The 16,321-nt window shown below is 62.9% G+C and carries 15 protein-coding genes and 1 pseudogene; 12 read left to right on the forward strand and 4 right to left on the reverse strand.

The features are described 5' to 3' along the window. Nucleotides 1-87 precede the first annotated feature (87 nt). Nucleotides 88-414, forward strand: coding sequence for a heat shock protein HspQ (gene hspQ / locus MUB52_RS02180; RefSeq protein ID WP_263842540.1), 327 nt, complete (start codon nt 88-90; stop codon nt 412-414). A 39-nt stretch (nt 415-453) separates the two neighbouring features. On the opposite strand, the gene MUB52_RS02185 is transcribed toward hspQ, so the two are convergent. From MUB52_RS02185 to MUB52_RS02195, 3 genes are all read right to left on the reverse strand, one after another. Beyond that, nucleotides 454-2,028: a gamma-glutamyltransferase family protein gene (locus tag MUB52_RS02185; RefSeq protein WP_263842541.1), complete on the reverse strand. Its 1,575-nt coding sequence runs from the start codon at nt 2,026-2,028 to the stop codon at nt 454-456. Between the two features lie 251 nt (nt 2,029-2,279). After that, entirely contained in the window at nt 2,280-2,738 is a 459-nt protein-coding gene (locus MUB52_RS02190; RefSeq protein WP_263842542.1) for an ATP-binding protein, read from the reverse strand. 31 nt (nt 2,739-2,769) lie between these two features. Next, a complete protein-coding gene (locus MUB52_RS02195) occupies nt 2,770-3,108 on the reverse strand; it encodes an STAS domain-containing protein (RefSeq protein ID WP_263842543.1) in 339 nt (112 codons plus the stop codon). Between the two features lie 79 nt (nt 3,109-3,187). On the opposite strand from MUB52_RS02195, the gene MUB52_RS02200 reads away from it, so the two are divergent. The 11 genes and pseudogenes from MUB52_RS02200 (at nt 3,188) to MUB52_RS02250 (ending at nt 14,237) form a co-directional block, all read left to right on the forward strand. Beyond that, the gene (locus tag MUB52_RS02200) at nt 3,188-4,360 is read left to right on the forward strand and encodes a thiolase family protein (RefSeq protein WP_263842544.1); all 1,173 of its coding nucleotides are present in this window, start codon (nt 3,188-3,190) and stop codon (nt 4,358-4,360) included. Then, nucleotides 4,357-4,812: a GAF domain-containing protein gene (locus MUB52_RS02205; RefSeq protein WP_263842545.1), complete on the forward strand. Its 456-nt coding sequence runs from the start codon at nt 4,357-4,359 to the stop codon at nt 4,810-4,812. Before MUB52_RS02200 ends, MUB52_RS02205 begins: the two co-directional genes overlap by 4 nt. Nucleotides 4,813-5,000: 188 nt before the next feature. Continuing rightward, nucleotides 5,001-5,573 (forward strand): helix-turn-helix domain-containing protein, encoded by a 573-nt coding sequence (locus MUB52_RS02210; protein WP_263842546.1) that lies wholly within the window; start codon nt 5,001-5,003, stop codon nt 5,571-5,573. Then, nucleotides 5,573-6,194 (forward strand): annotated as a pseudogene (locus MUB52_RS02215) (LysE family translocator). The gene MUB52_RS02210 and the pseudogene MUB52_RS02215 overlap by 1 nt, the downstream one beginning before the upstream one ends. Nucleotide 6,195: 1 nt before the next feature. Next, nucleotides 6,196-6,570, forward strand: a complete 375-nt coding sequence (locus MUB52_RS02220; protein ID WP_263842547.1) for a GFA family protein — start codon at nt 6,196-6,198, stop codon at nt 6,568-6,570. Between the two features lie 2 nt (nt 6,571-6,572). Next, nucleotides 6,573-9,026, forward strand: a complete 2,454-nt coding sequence (locus MUB52_RS02225) for a GcvT family protein (RefSeq protein ID WP_263842548.1) — start codon at nt 6,573-6,575, stop codon at nt 9,024-9,026. Then, complete coding sequence (locus MUB52_RS02230; protein WP_263842549.1) at nt 9,023-9,913, forward strand: homocysteine S-methyltransferase family protein; 891 nt, start codon at nt 9,023-9,025, stop codon at nt 9,911-9,913. Before MUB52_RS02225 ends, MUB52_RS02230 begins: the two co-directional genes overlap by 4 nt. 13 nt (nt 9,914-9,926) lie before the next feature. Continuing rightward, nucleotides 9,927-12,371, forward strand: coding sequence for a GcvT family protein (locus tag MUB52_RS02235; protein ID WP_263842550.1), 2,445 nt, complete (start codon nt 9,927-9,929; stop codon nt 12,369-12,371). A gap of 236 nt (nt 12,372-12,607) precedes the next feature. Next, nucleotides 12,608-13,255 carry a pseudouridine synthase gene (locus MUB52_RS02240; protein WP_263842551.1) on the forward strand — a complete coding sequence of 216 codons (648 nt, stop codon included), beginning with the start codon at nt 12,608-12,610 and terminating at the stop codon, nt 13,253-13,255. Nucleotides 13,256-13,497: 242 nt separating this feature from the next. Then, nucleotides 13,498-13,815, forward strand: a complete 318-nt coding sequence (locus MUB52_RS02245; protein ID WP_263842552.1) for a metalloregulator ArsR/SmtB family transcription factor — start codon at nt 13,498-13,500, stop codon at nt 13,813-13,815. Then, nucleotides 13,812-14,237, forward strand: coding sequence for an SRPBCC family protein (locus tag MUB52_RS02250; protein WP_263842553.1), 426 nt, complete (start codon nt 13,812-13,814; stop codon nt 14,235-14,237). The genes MUB52_RS02245 and MUB52_RS02250 overlap by 4 nt, the downstream gene beginning before the upstream one ends. A 110-nt stretch (nt 14,238-14,347) precedes the next feature. On the opposite strand, the gene MUB52_RS02255 is transcribed toward MUB52_RS02250, so the two are convergent. Continuing rightward, nucleotides 14,348-16,258: a putative bifunctional diguanylate cyclase/phosphodiesterase gene (locus MUB52_RS02255; RefSeq protein ID WP_263842554.1), complete on the reverse strand. Its 1,911-nt coding sequence runs from the start codon at nt 16,256-16,258 to the stop codon at nt 14,348-14,350. Nucleotides 16,259-16,321 lie beyond the last annotated feature (63 nt).

Raw genomic sequence — 16,321 nt, forward strand, 5'->3', positions numbered from 1 at the left:
ACAAACTGTTTCGCAAGATTCGCATGCTGTGATTGGACAAATCGCACTTGAACCGTTTAGGCTCGATCGGTAAGGGGCTTGTTTGTGATGTTAAGTACGCGTGCGAAATACCACCTCGGACAGGTTGTCCGACACAAGAAGCACCCCTTTCGCGGGGTGATCTTTGACGTTGATCCGGAGTTTGCCAATACCGAGGAATGGTACGAGGCGATCCCCGAAGACAGCCGTCCCGCGAAGGAGCAGCCCTACTATCATCTTCTGGCGGAGAATGAGCAGAGCTACTATGTGGCCTATGTCTCCGAGCAGAACCTGATCGCGGATTATTCCGGCGAACCCGTGGATCACCCGGATATTCCCGATCTCTTCGGGCCGTTCCAGGACGGCACCTACCCGCTTCACTTCCAGCTGAATTGAGCTGAAGAGGGGCGGCCAGACGCGCATCCCATCTGCCGGTCAATAGCCGAGCGCGCAGCCGTCCTTGCGGGGGTCGCTGGCGCCTTCCAGCACACCATCTTCGCGGATCAGGATCGCCTGTGCGCCGCCGATCGGCGTCTCGGGGATGCTGACGTCGTGGCCCATGTCCGCAAGCTCTTGCCGGACATTGTCCGAATACCCCCGCTCGACCTTCATGTCACCGCGGTCGGAGAAGGCCCGCGGCAAGTCGATGGCAGCCTGCGGGTCCATTCCGAAATCTTCGACATTCGAGACAACGCGCGCGTGTCCGTTGGGCTGGTACGCCCCGCCCATCACGCCGAACGGCATCACCACCGTCCCATTGCGGCGCAGCATGCCCGGAATGATGGTGTGCATCGGGCGTTTGCCGCCCTTCAGTTCATTCGGGTGACCTTCCTCCAGCGTGAAGCCCGACCCGCGGTTTTGAAGCAGGATGCCGAATTTCTCGGATGCGATCCCGGAGCCGAAGCCGTTGAAGATCGAGTAAATGAGCGAGACGGACATGCCGTCGCGGTCAACGGTGGTGATATAGATCGTGTCCTTGTGAATGTTTTCCGAAATTTGCGTCGCATCCGGCATGGCACGTTTCGGGTCGATCAGATTCGCGAGCGCTTTTGCTGTGTCCAAGCTGAGCATGTGGTCGAGCCGGGTCGTGTAGTCCGCATCAGCGAGAAAACGATTGCGGGCGTCGTAGGCGAGCTTGGCCGCCTCAGCCTCGATATGGGTGCGCGCCGTGCCGAGCGGATCCATGCCGGCGATGTCGAACTCGGCAAGGATGTTGAGCATCAGAAGCGCCGTCGCCCCATGCCCGTTGGGCGGATGTTCGACGATCTCAACATCCTTGTACGTCCCCACGATCGGTGTTGTCGGCGTGCAGGCGGCCTCGGCAAAGTCGGCCAGCGTGTGACGACCGCCAAGGGCGGCCAGCGTCTGCACCATGTCTTCGGCCACCTCACCGGCGTAGAACCCGTCGCGGCCGGATTTGGCGACGCGGCGCAGAACCTCCGCCTGCTGCGGCGCGCGAAAGAGCTGCCCCACCCGGGGCACCTTGCCGTCGATCAGATAGTAGTCGCGCCCGGCACCCTGCAGCACGTCCGCATCGGTGCCCCAGTCGAAAGCCGCGCGCGGGGCGACCGGCACGCCCTGTTCCGCCGCCGCGATGGCTGGCGCGAGCAGGGTGTCGAGCCCCAGCCGCCCAACCGTCTGCGACAGGTGGCAGAACGCATCAATGGCGCCCGGTATGGTCACGGAGTGCGGGCTTTGAATGTCCACAGTGCGCGCGCCGGTTGCGCGCAGGTCGGCGGCGTCGAGCGCGGCGGGCGCGCGCCCGGACCCGTTGAGCGCCTGCACGTCACCGTCACCCTGCTGCCAGAGGACGAAGCAATCGCCGCCGATACCGGTCATTTGCGGCTCGCAAATCCCAAGAACCAGCGCGCCGGCGATGGCTGCATCCATCGCATTGCCGCCACGCTCGAGGATGTCGATGGCAGTCTTGGCCCCCAGCGGGTGCGAGGTGGCACACATGCCGTTGGTGGCCAATACGGGCGAACGCCCGGGGAAATGGAAATCGCGCATGGGTGATCCTCGACAGTCGGTTCCGAAGCAACCTAGCCATGCGCGCGCCGATGTCCATGGCGCGGTGTCGATCAGATGTGGGAGGGTAAAGTCCTCGACGCCGCGCACTGGGTGGGGGCTATTACGCACGGCGCCGAGGGAAGCTATATGCAGCTACCCTCTCTGTATGCAAAACGATCAAGGCGGCAATATGATTGCAACGGGGCGCTTTGAGGGAAGAATGCGGAGGAATTAAGGCCCGGGTTATCGCATCAGTGACGCGTCTCTCCAGGTTGCAGGGCGACGGCCAACCGCATGGACAGCTGGTTTTTGGATCCCACCCGTTCGTAGAGCACATCCTTTGCGAGATCGCGGATGAGAAACCACCCGAACCCACCCTCCGGCAGGTCCTCGAAGTCGACATCGAGCGAGACCGGCTGACCCAAAGGCGTGGTGCCATCCGGCATGGCCTCGCCTTGATCGACGATTTGCAGATGCAGCCCGTCGATCCGATGCGCGCAGGCAATCGAGATTGGTCCCGCGGTGTCGGGATCAGGATAGGCGTGCTCGACCACGTTGTTGAGCACCTCGGCCAGCACCAGTTCAACCGTTCCCGCCTCTTCCGTTCCGAGCTCAAGCGGCCCGAGCGCGGCCAGCACCTGCTTGAGCGCATCGCGCACGGCCATCTCGCTGCTGGGGATGGAAACGGTGAAGGGGGGCAAGATCGGCATCAGTCCGGCCTTTTCGAGCGAAGTTGTCAGGCTAGTGGCGAAGTTCCGCGAGCGCGCTGTCGAGTGTGGAAAACACGCTGAAGACCGAGTCCATCCGGGTGAGTTGGAAGACCCGCTCGACGGTCGGCGTCAGCCCGGCCAACGCCATCTTGCGGTTGGCACCCAGCGTTTTCATCGAGGCGACGATGGCCCCAAGCCCACTGGAGTCGATGAACTGCACCTCGCTCAGATCAAGCACCACCGTGTCCGGCCCATCTTCGGTCTGGATCCGCATGGCGTCTTTGAATTCGAGCGCAACCGCGGCATCGATTCGGCTTCCTAGCACCGAAACGATGCGCAACTGCTCTTCTGTTTTGGCTGAGAGTTGCATTAAATGGCCTCACTAGTCTTTCTTGGTTTCTCTAATCTGCAAGTCTTACGAATCTGTTAGGCATCGAAAGGATGAGATGATGCAAAATGTCGTGATCGCAGGGGCGGCGCGGACGCCCATGGGCGGCTTTCAAGGGGACTTTGCCGCGCTCGACGCATCGGATCTCGGCGGTGTGGCGATCAAGGCGGCGATCGAGGATGCGGGATCGCCTGATATTCAGGAGCTGGTGATGGGGTGCGTCCTCCCTGCCGGACAGGGGCAGGCGCCTGCGCGGCAGGCGGGTTTCAAGGCAGGTCTTCAGAACAACGTGCCGGCGACGACGCTCAACAAGATGTGCGGCTCCGGTATGAAAGCGGCGATGATCGCGTTTGACCAAATCGCACTGAGGCAGACAGATGTGATGGTCGCCGGCGGCATGGAAAGCATGACGAACGCGCCTTACCTCTTGCCCAAGATGCGGTCGGGGGCGCGGATCGGCCACGGGCAGGTGATCGACCACATGTTTCTCGACGGTTTGGAAGATGCCTATGACAAGGGGCGTCTCATGGGCACCTTTGCCGAGGATTGCGCCGAGACCTACCAGTTTACCCGCGATACTCAGGACACCTATGCTCTTGCCTCCTTGTCGCGCGCGCTCGAGGCCCAGAAGACCGGTGCCTTCGAGGGTGAGGTCGCACCCGTTGAAGTCCAGTCGCGGAAGGGCCGTGCAACCGTCTCTGCGGATGAGCAGCCGGGGTCGGCACGGCCGGACAAGATCCCCCATCTGAAGCCCGCCTTTCGCGACGGCGGCACGGTTACGGCCGCGAACGCCTCGTCGATTTCGGATGGCGCCGCCGCGCTGGTGCTGGCATCAGAGGCCGCCGCCGAGGCGCAAAACCTCAGGATTCGGGCACGGATCGTTGGCCATGCAAGCCACGCGCAAGCGCCGGGGCTCTTCACCACGGCGCCGGTGCCGGCGGCGCAAAAGCTGCTCGACCGAATCGGCTGGGAGCTTTCTAGCGTCGATCTCTGGGAGGTGAACGAGGCCTTCGCCGTCGTTCCCCTCGCGTTCATGCGCGAAATGGGTCTCGATCACGAGATCGTCAACGTGAACGGCGGTGCCTGCGCGCTGGGTCATCCGATCGGTGCCTCGGGCGCCCGAATCATGGTGACCCTTCTGAACGCCTTGGAAAAGCGCGGCCTCAAACGCGGTGTCGCCGCGATCTGCATCGGCGGTGGCGAAGGCACGGCCATCGCGATCGAACGGGCATGACGGCGGATTACGACCACCTGCAAAAGACAATTCAGGCGCTGACCGAGGGTGAGACGGATGGCATCGCGCTGATGGCCACCGTGGCTTGCGAGGTGCATCACGCGGACGACCGCTTCGACTGGACCGGCTTCTACCGCGTGACCGAGCCGCAGCTTCTGAAGATCGGGCCCTATCAGGGCGGGCACGGGTGCCTTGTCATCCCGTTCTCGCGCGGGGTCTGCGGGGCCGCCGCGCGCACCGGTGAGGTGCAGTTGGTCCCCGATGTAGAGGCTTTCGAGGGCCACATTGCCTGTGCCAGCTCAACCCGCTCAGAGCTGGTGCTGCCGGTGCGGAACGGATCAGGCGAGGTCATCGCCGTCTTTGACATCGACAGCGATCAGACGGATGCCTTCCGGGAGACGGATGCTCAGGCGTTGAGCGGGATTCTGGCCTCTGTGTTCGGGCGTCTTTAGCGCAGGCCCGCGAACCGCCCGATTGTCCCTATTTTCAGTGCAAATCTGACGACACCGGGGCGTTGGTGCCTGGCATTATGGTAGAGCGCGCGGCGGGTCGCCGACCGCAGCCGATCACGTGAAAATACTCTGGATTTTTTCACAGGAATCGTTAACGTGAAGAAATACGAATTTTTTTCACGAAACAGATGCGCCACGACCTGCCAACACATCCGGATACGCTCGGTGCCGACCTACGCGCGCTGCGAAAGGCGCGGGGGCTCACGCTGAGTGACATGGCGGAGACGCTTGGCCGATCCGTCGGGTGGCTGAGCCAGGTGGAGCGGGACAAATCCGAGCCGTCGATCACCGATCTGCGGCACATCGCCGAGGCGCTGGACGTTTCTGTCTCGATACTCTTTCGTCACGCGGCGGCTCCCGCTCACGAAGCGGGCTACGTGGTGCGCAAAGCCGCGCGGCGCAAGATCGGCAACACCGTGGCCGGCTTGGTGGAGGAACTGCTGTCGCCGGATCTGACCGATGACTTTGAGATGGTGCATTCGACCTTTGAGCCGAACAGCCGGATCACCGAACCCGTAACACGCCCGACGCAAGAGGTGGGCTATCTGGTTTCGGGCCGGCTCGATCTGGAGATCGGCGGCACCACCCACACGATCACCCCAGGCGACAGCTTCCGCATCCGCGGAGAGGCGTTTCGCTGGTCCAATCCTTACGACAAACCCGCCGTGGCCATCTGGGTCATCGCGCCGCCGGTGTACTGATGAGTTTCGAGGCCTGGACCATATTCGCGCTGTTCTGGGTGCTCTTCGTGACCACGCCGGGGCCGAACGCGGTCAACTGTATCACCAACGGGATGCACCTCAGCCTTCCGCGCGCGATGGTGGGCGTGCTGGCGATCCTGACGCAGGCGACGCTCTTTCTGGTGCTGTCGGCGCTGGGAATCACGGCGCTGATCGCAGCCTCACCAACCGGCTTCTTCATCGCCAAACTAGTAGGCGCAGGCTTCTTGATTTACCTCGGCGTGCGCGCCTGGATCCTGGCGAAGCGGCCCGTCGTCATTGGCGACCGGCCAGCAAGATCCGTCTATCTGCACGCGCTGGCGGTGGCGACGATTAACCCCAAGAGCGTCGCCGGCTACCTCGCGGCGTTCTCGCAATTCGTCCAGCTCGATGTGCCGATCTGGGAGCAGATGGTGGTGATCGTGCCCACGGCACTCACCATCACGGCCGTTGAGCTACACGGGGTTCACGCTGCTGGGCGCAGGGCTGGGCCGCGCAGCGCTCGGCGCGATGTTCAACACCTGGGTGCGGCGCGTGCTGGCGGCGTGTTTCGTCGTCTACGGCGTGCTTCTGGGCACCTCCGCCACACCGGGGAGGGCCTGACATGATCAAGGGCAGCTGTCTCTGCGGCGCGGTCACCTACACGGCCAGGGGCACGATTGGCGCGCCTGCCGCCTGTCACTGCACGCAATGCCGCAAGCAGTCGGGGCATGTCTGGGCGTCGTCTTACGTGGAAGACGGCACGCTTGAGATCACAGGCGACGTGCGCTGGTTCCAGTCGTCCGAGAAAGCCAAGCGTGGGTTCTGCCCGACCTGCGGCTCGGCTCTGTTTTGGAGCCACGACGACGACGATTTCATCTGTTTTTCGACCGGCTCGATCGACGGGCCGACGGGGCTGCGACTGCGCGGCCATATCCATACCGCCGCAAAGGGCGACTACTACAGCATCGCGGCGGATGAGCCGCAAAGGGAGACCTAATCATGGCAGATTTTCCAACAACGGCCCGCGTGGTCATCATCGGCGGCGGGGTGGTCGGCACCTCGACGCTCTATCACCTCGCCAAGGCGGGCTGGACCGATTGCGTGCTGCTGGAGAAGAACGAGCTGACCGCCGGATCGACCTGGCACGCGGCGGGCAACTGCCCGAACTTTGCCGGCAGTTGGGCGGTGATGAACATGCAGCGCTATTCGCTGTCCATGTACCGCACGCTGGCGGAAGATGTGGACTATCCGATGAACTACCACGTCACCGGGGCGCTGCGGCTGGCGCATTCCAAAGACCGGATGATGGAGTTCGAGAAGGTCGCCTCCATGGGCCGCTATCAGGGGCTGCAGATGGACATCTGCACGCCGGAGGAGCTGAAAGAGTTTAACCCGTTCATGGAAACGCACGATCTGGCCGGGGGGCTTTGGGATCCGCTCGATGGCGACATCGACCCGGCACAGCTGACGCAGGCGCTGGCCAAGGGCGCGCGCGACGCGGGCGGGCGGATCGAACGCTTCTGCCCGGTCATCGGCATCGACCGCGATGGAGACGAGTGGATCGTGAAGACCGAGAAGGGCGAGATCCGCTGTGAATATGTGGCCAACTGCGCCGGATACTACGCGCAGCGCGTGGGCGAGATGTTCAAGCCGTTTGGCGGGCGCACGGTGCCGATGGTGGTGATGAGCCACCAGTACTTCCTGACCGATGAGATCCCGGAGCTGGCCGCGTGGACCAAGGAGAAGGGCCACAAGATGCCGATGATCCGCGACGTGGACATCAGCTATTACCTGCGGCAGGACAAGAACGGGCTGAACCTCGGGCCCTATGAGCGCAACTGCAAGGCGCATTGGGTCACGCCGGACGATCCGATGCCGGAGGACTTCTCCTTCCAGCTTTACCCGGACGATCTGGAGCGGCTGGAGTTCTACATCGAGGATGCGATGGAGCGGGTGCCGGCGCTGGGCACTGCCGGAGTGGGTCGCAACATCAATGGCCCCATCCCATACGCCCCCGACGGGTTGCCGATGATCGGGCCGATGCCGGGGGTGAAGAACGCCTTTGAGGGGCACAGCTTCACCTTCGGGATCGCGCAGGGCGGCGGCGCGGGCAAGGTTCTGTCCGAGTGGATCATGCATGGCGAGACCGAGCTCGACATGTGGGCCGTCGATCCGCGGCGCTACACCGATTACGCGGACCACGACTATTGCCTCGCGAAGGCGCTGGAGACCTATGGCCACGAATACGCGATGCACTACCCGCATCACGAATGGCCCGCCGGGCGCGACAAGAAGCTGTCGCCCAACCACGCGCGTCTGCTGGCCGACGGCGCGCAGATGGGCGCCTACAACGGCTGGGAGCGGGCGAACTGGTTCGCCAAAGACGGCGATGACACCTCAGAAGAAGCGACCCTCACCTGGGACCGCAACGGCCCCTGGGCGGTGCGCGTCAAAGAAGAAGTCGAGGCGGTGCGGGACGGTGTCGGCGTGCTCGATATGCCGGGCTTCTCCCGCTACACGCTCTCGGGCGAAGGGGCTGCCGAGTGGCTGCGCGGCCAGGTTGCGGGTGCGCTGCCCAAGGCCGGCCGCATGAACCTGGGATACTTCACCGACAGCCGCGGCAAGATCGTGACCGAGGTGACCATCATCCGTTGGGGCGAGGATGACTTCTGGCTGATGACGGCCGCGGTCGCGCAGTGGCATGACATGGAGTTCCTCAAAAGCCGGCTGCCCGCGAACAGCGACATCAAGCTGACCGACATCACCCGCAACTGGAGCACGCTGCTGCTCACCGGGCCCAAGTCGCGCGACCTGCTGTCGGGGCTGACCGAGGATGCGGATCTCGCGCTGGGCTGGCTCTCCATTCAGGAGGCGACCGTCGCGGGCAAGCCGGTGAAGCTCTTCCGGGTGTCCTTTGCGGGCGAACTCGGCTGGGAGGTGCATTCCGCCTTTGACGACAGTGCACCTGTCTACGAGGCCATCCGCGATGCGGGGGCGGCGCCCTTTGGTATGTATGCGCTCAACTCCATGCGGATCGAGAAGGGGTATCGGAGCTGGAAGGGCGATCTTTCGACCGATTACTCCCTGCTCGAAGGCGGGATGGAGCGCTTCATCCGCTTCGACAAGCCTCAGGATTTCATCGGCAAGGCCGCACTGCTGAATGAAAAACAGCAGGGCGTGAAGAAGCAGTTCGTTACACTTGTGGTCGACGCGGGCGACCAAGACGCGCCCTATATGTCGCCGCTTTTTGTCGGGAACGAAGTCGTCGGCGAGACCACCTCTGGTGACTGGGGGTATCGCGTCAACAAATCCATAGCACTTGGCATGCTGCGCAAGGATCTGACGGAGCCGGGCACCGAAGTCGAGGTCGAGATCTATGGCAAGCGCTGCAAGGCGATCGTGCAGATCGACCAGCCGCTCTGGGATCCTCAGAACGAAAGGATCCGTGCGTGACACAGATCACGCTTCTGGACGGAGGCATGGGGCAGGAACTGATCCACCGCGCAGGGGATCGGCCGACGCCCTTGTGGTCGACGCAGGTTATGGCGGAACACCCCGGCATGGTCCAAGGCGTGCACGCGGATTTCTTTGCCGCAGGTGCCACGATTGCCACGACCAATACCTACGCGATCCATCGCGACCGTCTGGAAGACACAGCCTTGGAAGGGCGTTTCGAGGCCCTGCACGCGACAGCACTTGCAGAGGCCAAGGCCGCACGCGCGGCACATGGGGCGGGCCGGATCGCGGGAGGGATCGGCCCGCTCCGAGCCAGTTATCGCCCGGATCTGCATCCCGAGCCGGAGGTGGCCGTGCCGCTCTTCGCCGAGGTCGCCGGGCTGCTGGCGCCGGAGTGTGACCTGCTGATCCTGGAGACCTGCGCCTCCGTCGCCCATGCGCGCGACGCGCTGGCAGGCGCGCGGACGACCGATCTGCCGGTCTGGCTCTCGCTGACCGTGTCTGACACCGATGGCACGCAACTTCGGTCAGGTGAACCGCTCGCCGATGCGCTGGAGGTGGCCGCCGGGGCGGATGCGGTGCTGATCAACTGCGCGGCCCCTGAAGCCGTGACCGAGGCGCTGCCGATCATTGCTCCGCTGGGCAAACCCTTCGGCGGCTATGCCAATGCGTTTGAGCAGATCACCGAAGATTTCCTCAAGGCCAAGCCCACGGTCGAGGCCCTGACGGCGCGGCGCGACATGGGGCCGCGCGCTTACGCGGGATACGTCCTGCAATGGGTCGGCCTTGGGGCCACCATCGTCGGCGGCTGCTGTGAGGTCAGCCCCGCGCATATCGCTGAAATTGCAAGACGGCTGCGGGCCGTCGGTCATACCATCGTTTAAAGGAACACTGCTCATGGCTCTGCCACCGTCTCACGCGCGCGTTGTCATCATTGGGGGAGGGGTGATCGGCTGCTCCGTCGCGTATCACCTGACGAAACTGGGGTGGACAGATGTGGTGCTGCTGGAGCGCAAGCAGCTGACCTCCGGCACCACCTGGCACGCCGCCGGGCTGATCGCGCAGCTGCGTGCGACGGCGAATATGACCAAGCTTGCAAAGTACAGCCAGGAGCTTTACGGCAGCCTCGAAGAGGAAACCGGCGTCGCCACCGGCTTCAAGCGTTGCGGATCGATCACCGTCGCGCTGACCGAGGAGCGTCGCGAAGAGATCTACCGCCAGGCGGCGATGGCGCGGGCTTTCGGTGTGGAGGTTGAGGAAATCTCGCCGTCGCAGGTCAAGGAGCGCTATGAGCATCTCAACATCAAGGGTGTGACCGGGGCGGTCTATCTCGACAAGGACGGACAGGGCGATCCCGCGAACATTGCGCTGGCCTTGGCCAAGGGCGCGCGGCAGCGCGGTGCGCAGATCCTGGAACGCACGCGGGCCACACGGATCGCGCGTGAGGGTAAGCGGGTCACCGGTGTCGACTGGGAGCAAGGTGGCGAGAGCGGCCATATCACCGCCGATATGGTCGTGAACTGCGGCGGCATGTGGGCCCATGAGGTGGGTCGCATGGCGGGCGTGAACGTGCCGCTTCATGCGTGCGAGCACTTCTACATCGTGACCGAGGCCATCGCGGGGCTGACGCAGCTGCCGGTGCTGCGGGTGCCGGATGAATGTGCCTATTACAAGGAAGACGCAGGCAAAATGCTGCTGGGCGCGTTTGAGCCCAACGCCAAGCCCTGGGGGATGGAGGGCATTCCGGCGGACTTCGAGTTCGACCAGCTGCCTGAGGATTTCGACCACTTCGAGCCCATTCTGGAAGCGGCCGTCGAGCGCCTGCCGATGCTGGCGGAAGCGGGCATCCATACCTTCTTCAACGGGCCCGAGAGCTTCACGCCGGATGACGCCTACCACCTCGGTCTGGCGCCCGAGTTGGACAACTTCTGGGTCGCGGCCGGGTTCAACTCCATTGGCATCCAGTCTGCGGGCGGCGCGGGTATGGCGTTGGCGCAGTGGATGCAGGATGGCGACAAACCCTTCGATCTGGGCGATGTGGACATCAGCCGCATGCAGCCGTTCCAGGGCAACAGGACCTACCTCTTTGAACGCTCGACCGAGACGCTGGGCCTGCTCTATCAGGACCATTTCCCGTTCCGGCAGAAGGAAACCGCGCGCAAGATCCGCCGCTCGCCGGTCTATTGGCAGTTCCTCGACCGCGGCGCGGTGATGGGGGAATTTGCGGGGTGGGAGAGGCCCAACTGGATCGCCAAACCGACGCAGACGCCGGAGTATGAGTACAGCTGGAAGCGTCAGAACTTCTTTGATAACGTGGCCGAAGAGCACACGGCGATCCGCAACAATGTGGGCATGTATGACATGTCCTCCTTCGGCAAGATCCGGGTGGAGGGCAAGGACGCGACCGCCTTCATGAACTACGTGGGTGGCGGGCAGTACGACGTGCCGGTGGGCAAGATCGTCTACACCCAGTTCCTGAACCGACGTGGCGGGATCGAGGCGGATGTGACCGTGACGCGCCTGTCCGACACTGCCTATCTGGTGGTTACCCCGGCCGCGACACGGCTCGCCGATGAGACCTGGATGCGCCGCCATGTGGGCGACTTCAACGTGGTCATCACCGATGTGACTGCGGGCGAGGCGGTGTTGGCGGTGATGGGGCCGAATTCGCGCGAGCTGCTGAACCTGGTCTCGCCCAATGATTTTTCCAATGAAGTCAATCCTTTCGGCACCGCGCAGGAGATCGAGATCGGCATGGGGCTGGCGCGGGTCCACCGGGTGACCTATGTGGGCGAGCTCGGCTGGGAGGTCTATATCTCCTCCGACATGGCCGCGCATGTCTGCGAAACGCTGATCGAGGCGGGCGCGGAGCTGAACCTCAAGCTCTGCGGAATGCATATGATGGACAGCTGCCGGATGGAGAAGGGCTTCCGTCACTTCGGGCATGATATCACCTGCGAGGATCACGTGCTGGAAGCGGGTCTGGGCTTTGCAGTGAAGACCGACAAGCCCGACTTCATCGGCCGTGACGCGGTGCTGCGCAAGAAGGAAGAAGGTCTCAAGACCCGTCTGCTGCAGTTCAAGCTGACCGAGGCGGAGCCGCTGCTCTATCACCATGAGCCAATCCTGCGGAATGGGGAGATCGTGGGCTATCTTGCCTCCGGGGCCTATGGGCACAGTCTGGGGGCAGCAATGGGCCTCGGTTACGTGCCCTGTGCGGGCGAGACAGCCGCGGAGGTGCTGGCGTCGGAGTACCACATCGACGTCGCCGGCACGCGTGTGAAGGCCGAAGTGTCGCTGAAGCCGATGTACGACCCCAAGTCCGAACGCGTGAAAGCCTGACCCCGCGACGGCCTGAAAGCCCACCGCACCTGCCTGCTCTGATCGTAGTGCTGGCAGGTCCTGCGGGCTTTTGCATTTCGACTTTGAACTACATCGTTTTTTGCTGTCTCCCGCCCGGAGCTCGAACACGAAAAGCGATGCACTTGTCTCGACAAGACGCCGAAAGGCCCGAGGTCGCTGCCTTCGCCCCGGGTGGCTGGGCTTGAACATTTGTGCCCCATCTGCGAGCAGGCGGCATGAGCGACATCTACGCCCCGCCTCAGGACCCGCTGGCCATTCTGCATGAGGATGCCGAAGTGCTGCTGGTCGACAAGCCGGCTGGTCTTCTTTCGGTGCCCGGCAAAGGCCCGGAGCTGGCCGACTGTCTGCTGTGCCGGGTCCAGGCCGCCTTCCCCGATGCGTTGCTCGTGCACCGGCTCGACCGTGACACATCGGGTGTGATGATCTTTGCGCTTACCCCACATGCGCAGCGGCATCTGGGGTTGCAGTTCGAAAAACGCATGACGCAGAAGACTTACGTCGCACGGGTCTGGGGTGTGCCGATGAGAAAGACCGGCACCATCGATCTGCCGCTGATCGTCGACTGGCCGAACCGCCCGCGGCAGAAGGTGGATCACGAGACCGGCAAGCCCGCGCAGACCGACTGGCGAGTGCTGAAGGACGAGGGCGAGACGGCGCGGATGAGGCTTATGCCGCGGACCGGGCGCAGCCATCAGTTGAGGGTGCACATGATGGCTCTCGGGCACCCGATCTTGGGTGATGCGTTTTACGCGAGCGGGCTCGCCCGCGACTTCCCCCGGCTGATGCTGCACAGCGAGGAACTGCGGTTCAAGCATCCGCAGGGCGGCCGGTCCATGAAGATCCGGAGCAAGGCACCGTTCTGACCTGATCGCCGTGGGCCGTCTGCCGTATGGCTGACGCCTGTTGACGATGCCCGAGGCAATTCACCTTAAGCTTGCATCACCTACCGCTGCCTGAGTTGCGTGAAATCGACTCAATAGGTGACAAACCCTGTCTCAGTTCGAAGGCGAAACGCTTTATTTGCACGCCAAGGTCAGGGCGCTTGACATGATACTATTCGGTATCATAAAAGGGATACCAAATGGTATCACGTTCAGGAGCGCCCATGCCCCCCGTTCAATCCGCTTTCCGCGCGCTTGCGGATCCGACCCGACGCGACATCCTCGTGATGCTGCGCGATCGCGATCTCACCATCGCTGAGGTCGCCGAGAACTTCGAGATGACCCGCGCCGCCGTCAAGAAGCACCTCACAGTGCTGAGCGACGGTGGGCTGATCACCACCCGCACCCGCGGGCGAGCGCGCCTCAACACGCTCAACCCCACCGGCATCGGACCCGTGATGGACTGGCTGAAGTACTTCGACATGTTCTGGGACGACCGCCTCGCCAAACTCAAATCCGAAATTGAAAAGGACAAGACATGACCAGCCCCATCCTGCGCAAGACGATCTTTTTGAAAGCCTCCCGTGCGGAGGTCTGGGCGTTCCTGACCGAACCCGAGCATCTCGCCAAGTGGTTCCACGCCCCAAAACAGACGCTGGCCGAAGGGCAAAAGCTGGAACTCTACGGAGCGACCAGCGGCGATCTGTTGATTTGGGGCGAGGTGAAAGTGGCACGTCCGCCTGAGTATCTGGAGCATACGTTCACGGTGAAACCCATGGGGGATGCGGTGAGCATCGTGAAGTGGACCCTGACAGAGGTGGCGGGCGGTACGCAACTGTCGCTGGAGCACTCCGGTCTACCGGCCACGGTCGATGGGTTCGGCCTGGTGCTATCACTGGACAAAGGTTGGGACGAGCACTTCGGTCAGATGCGCGAAGCGCTGCACGACGCGGTTCCTGCATAGTTGAAACCGGAAAGCGAGCGGCCGGCGCGCGCCAAAGTCTTCGGGGCTCGGGCCGCTCGGCAGCAAATCACTCCCCGTGCGTAGCTCTCTCCTGGTTATGATCTTCCTCTTCAGGCGCTTGTCGCTTCGCCGTCCGGGCTCTCCGTTGGGTCGGCGATCGGCGCCGGCGCTCCGAAGAGGAACCCCTGCAGAACGTCGCAACCGAGCTTTGAGAGCATCTCGCACTGCGCCTTGGTTTCGACGCCTTCTGCGGTCACCTCTATCCCCAGCCGGCGTCCGAGCATGATCACGGTCTCGATGATTTCCAACGACCGCTCCGGATTGTCGGACAGGCCCGCCACGAACGACCGGTCGATCTTGATTCGGTCGAAGCCGTATTTCCACAGGTAGCCAAGGCTTGAGAAACCGGTTCCGAAGTCATCCATGGCGATCCACACGCCCATGTCCTGCAGCGCGTCGATCTGAAATCCGATGGTGGTGTCATCGTCCAGCAGAAGTGACTCCGTGATCTCGAGCTCGAGCCGGTCTGCCGGAAGACCCGATGCCGACAGCGCGTCTGCGACCAACTCGGGCAACCGCCCGCTGCGGAACTGCGCCACGGACAGATTGATCGCGACCTTGGGCGTGCCGGGCAGATCCGCGACTGTCCGCGTCGCTTCTTGCAGCACCCAAGCGCCGATGTCATCGATCAACCCGATCTCTTCGGCAATTGGGATGAACTCGCCCGGCGAGATCGGGGTGCCGTCCCGCAGCCGCAGCCGCATCAAGGCTTCGTAACCGACCAGCTCAAGATCCTCTCCGCTGACCAGAGGCTGATATTCGAGCGTGAATTCGTTCCGTTTGCTGGCGCCTTTGAGGCGGCGCTCGATCAGGTTTCGGCGGCGAATGACCCTGCCCATGTCATCGTCATAGAGCGCATATTGGTTCCGCCCGGCGGATTTCGCGTGATAGAGCGCCGCATCGGCCTGCGCCAGGGCTTCGTCCAGATCGGTGCCAGGTTCCGGCAGTGATACACCGATACTGACCGAGCTTGCGAGCGTGCGGTTGTCGATCTGAAGCGGTTCGGAGCAAAGGGTGAGAATCTTGCGGACTCGCCTGACAACCGTCTCCGTGTCGGTGGCACGAAGGGCCACGACGAATTCATCTCCACCGAAGCGTGCGATCAGATCGGTCGGTTCGGTGGCCGCCGTGAGGTTCCGGCCAATCTGTTCGAGATAGCTGTCGCCGACCGCATGACCGTGCGTGTCGTTGATCGACTTGAATTTATCTGCATCCAGAAACAGCAGCGCGCTCAACTCTTTCTCGACAATCATTGCCTTGGCGCGGGGCGTAAACTCCGCCCGGTTGAGCAGCCCGGTCAGCGCATCGAATTTCGCGAGATACTCTGCTTCAGACCGGGAGCGTTGGGTCAGCGACCGCTGCATACCATAGCCGGCGGCCGGCACCAGAAACAGGATCGCGCTGAGCATCGAGACGATCACACCAAAGGACTGGAAGCTGTCGGTAAAGTACTGACGGGTCATCGTCTCATCGACGTAAACCTCGACCACACCGTATACGCTTCCCTCCTCGTCGATCAGCGGAACATAGGCTTCAGCATAGAGATCGGGCCGATCCGGTTTTTCGGTTCCATCATAGACGTCGACCATGGCGATGCGGGTGTCGACGACCTGCCGCGGTTCTGGATCGAACTCCGTGGCGATACCCTTGGGATCCGAAATGAAGCTTTCGTCCGAAATCAGAACCAGCCGGCCTTGCGCATCGAAGAGCTTGAACCGGAAGACATCTCCCACTTGGCGTATCTGCCGGATCGCGTTCATCTGTTCGTCGGTGGGAACGCCCGTTGCTATGAGCCGCTGCAGATCCGGCACACGGGCAGACATGTATCCACCCCAGTGGAGCGCCTTGTTGACGGCGTCGCGGCTCACCGCCTGCTGGACACTGGCGACAGCCAGCACGTCGATCAAGGTCCAAACGAGGACGGCTGTACCGACAACGGCGGCAGCGAGAAAACGCACCATGAACTGGTCTCCCGGAAACGGCAAACCTGTGACACACAGCCGTTGCGATCTCGTAAACATCCC

Origin of the sequence: Roseobacter sinensis, assembly GCF_025755255.1 — a bacterium.
Lineage (GTDB): Bacteria > Pseudomonadota > Alphaproteobacteria > Rhodobacterales > Rhodobacteraceae > Roseobacter > Roseobacter sinensis.

What these genes read in the sequence shown, in the direction of transcription:
- hspQ (WP_263842540.1), top strand. Translation starts at nt 88, where the DNA reads ATGTTAAGTACGCGTGCGAAATACCACCTCGGACAGGTTGTCCGACAC.
- MUB52_RS02185 (WP_263842541.1), bottom strand. Translation starts at nt 2,028, where the DNA reads ATGCGCGATTTCCATTTCCCCGGGCGTTCGCCCGTATTGGCCACCAAC.
- MUB52_RS02190 (WP_263842542.1), bottom strand. Translation starts at nt 2,738, where the DNA reads ATGCCGATCTTGCCCCCCTTCACCGTTTCCATCCCCAGCAGCGAGATG.
- MUB52_RS02195 (WP_263842543.1), bottom strand. Translation starts at nt 3,108, where the DNA reads ATGCAACTCTCAGCCAAAACAGAAGAGCAGTTGCGCATCGTTTCGGTG.
- MUB52_RS02200 (WP_263842544.1), top strand. Translation starts at nt 3,188, where the DNA reads ATGCAAAATGTCGTGATCGCAGGGGCGGCGCGGACGCCCATGGGCGGC.
- MUB52_RS02205 (WP_263842545.1), top strand. Translation starts at nt 4,357, where the DNA reads ATGACGGCGGATTACGACCACCTGCAAAAGACAATTCAGGCGCTGACC.
- MUB52_RS02210 (WP_263842546.1), top strand. Translation starts at nt 5,001, where the DNA reads ATGCGCCACGACCTGCCAACACATCCGGATACGCTCGGTGCCGACCTA.
- MUB52_RS02220 (WP_263842547.1), top strand. Translation starts at nt 6,196, where the DNA reads ATGATCAAGGGCAGCTGTCTCTGCGGCGCGGTCACCTACACGGCCAGG.
- MUB52_RS02225 (WP_263842548.1), top strand. Translation starts at nt 6,573, where the DNA reads ATGGCAGATTTTCCAACAACGGCCCGCGTGGTCATCATCGGCGGCGGG.
- MUB52_RS02235 (WP_263842550.1), top strand. Translation starts at nt 9,927, where the DNA reads ATGGCTCTGCCACCGTCTCACGCGCGCGTTGTCATCATTGGGGGAGGG.
- MUB52_RS02240 (WP_263842551.1), top strand. Translation starts at nt 12,608, where the DNA reads ATGAGCGACATCTACGCCCCGCCTCAGGACCCGCTGGCCATTCTGCAT.
- MUB52_RS02245 (WP_263842552.1), top strand. Translation starts at nt 13,498, where the DNA reads ATGCCCCCCGTTCAATCCGCTTTCCGCGCGCTTGCGGATCCGACCCGA.
- MUB52_RS02250 (WP_263842553.1), top strand. Translation starts at nt 13,812, where the DNA reads ATGACCAGCCCCATCCTGCGCAAGACGATCTTTTTGAAAGCCTCCCGT.
- MUB52_RS02255 (WP_263842554.1), bottom strand. Translation starts at nt 16,258, where the DNA reads ATGGTGCGTTTTCTCGCTGCCGCCGTTGTCGGTACAGCCGTCCTCGTT.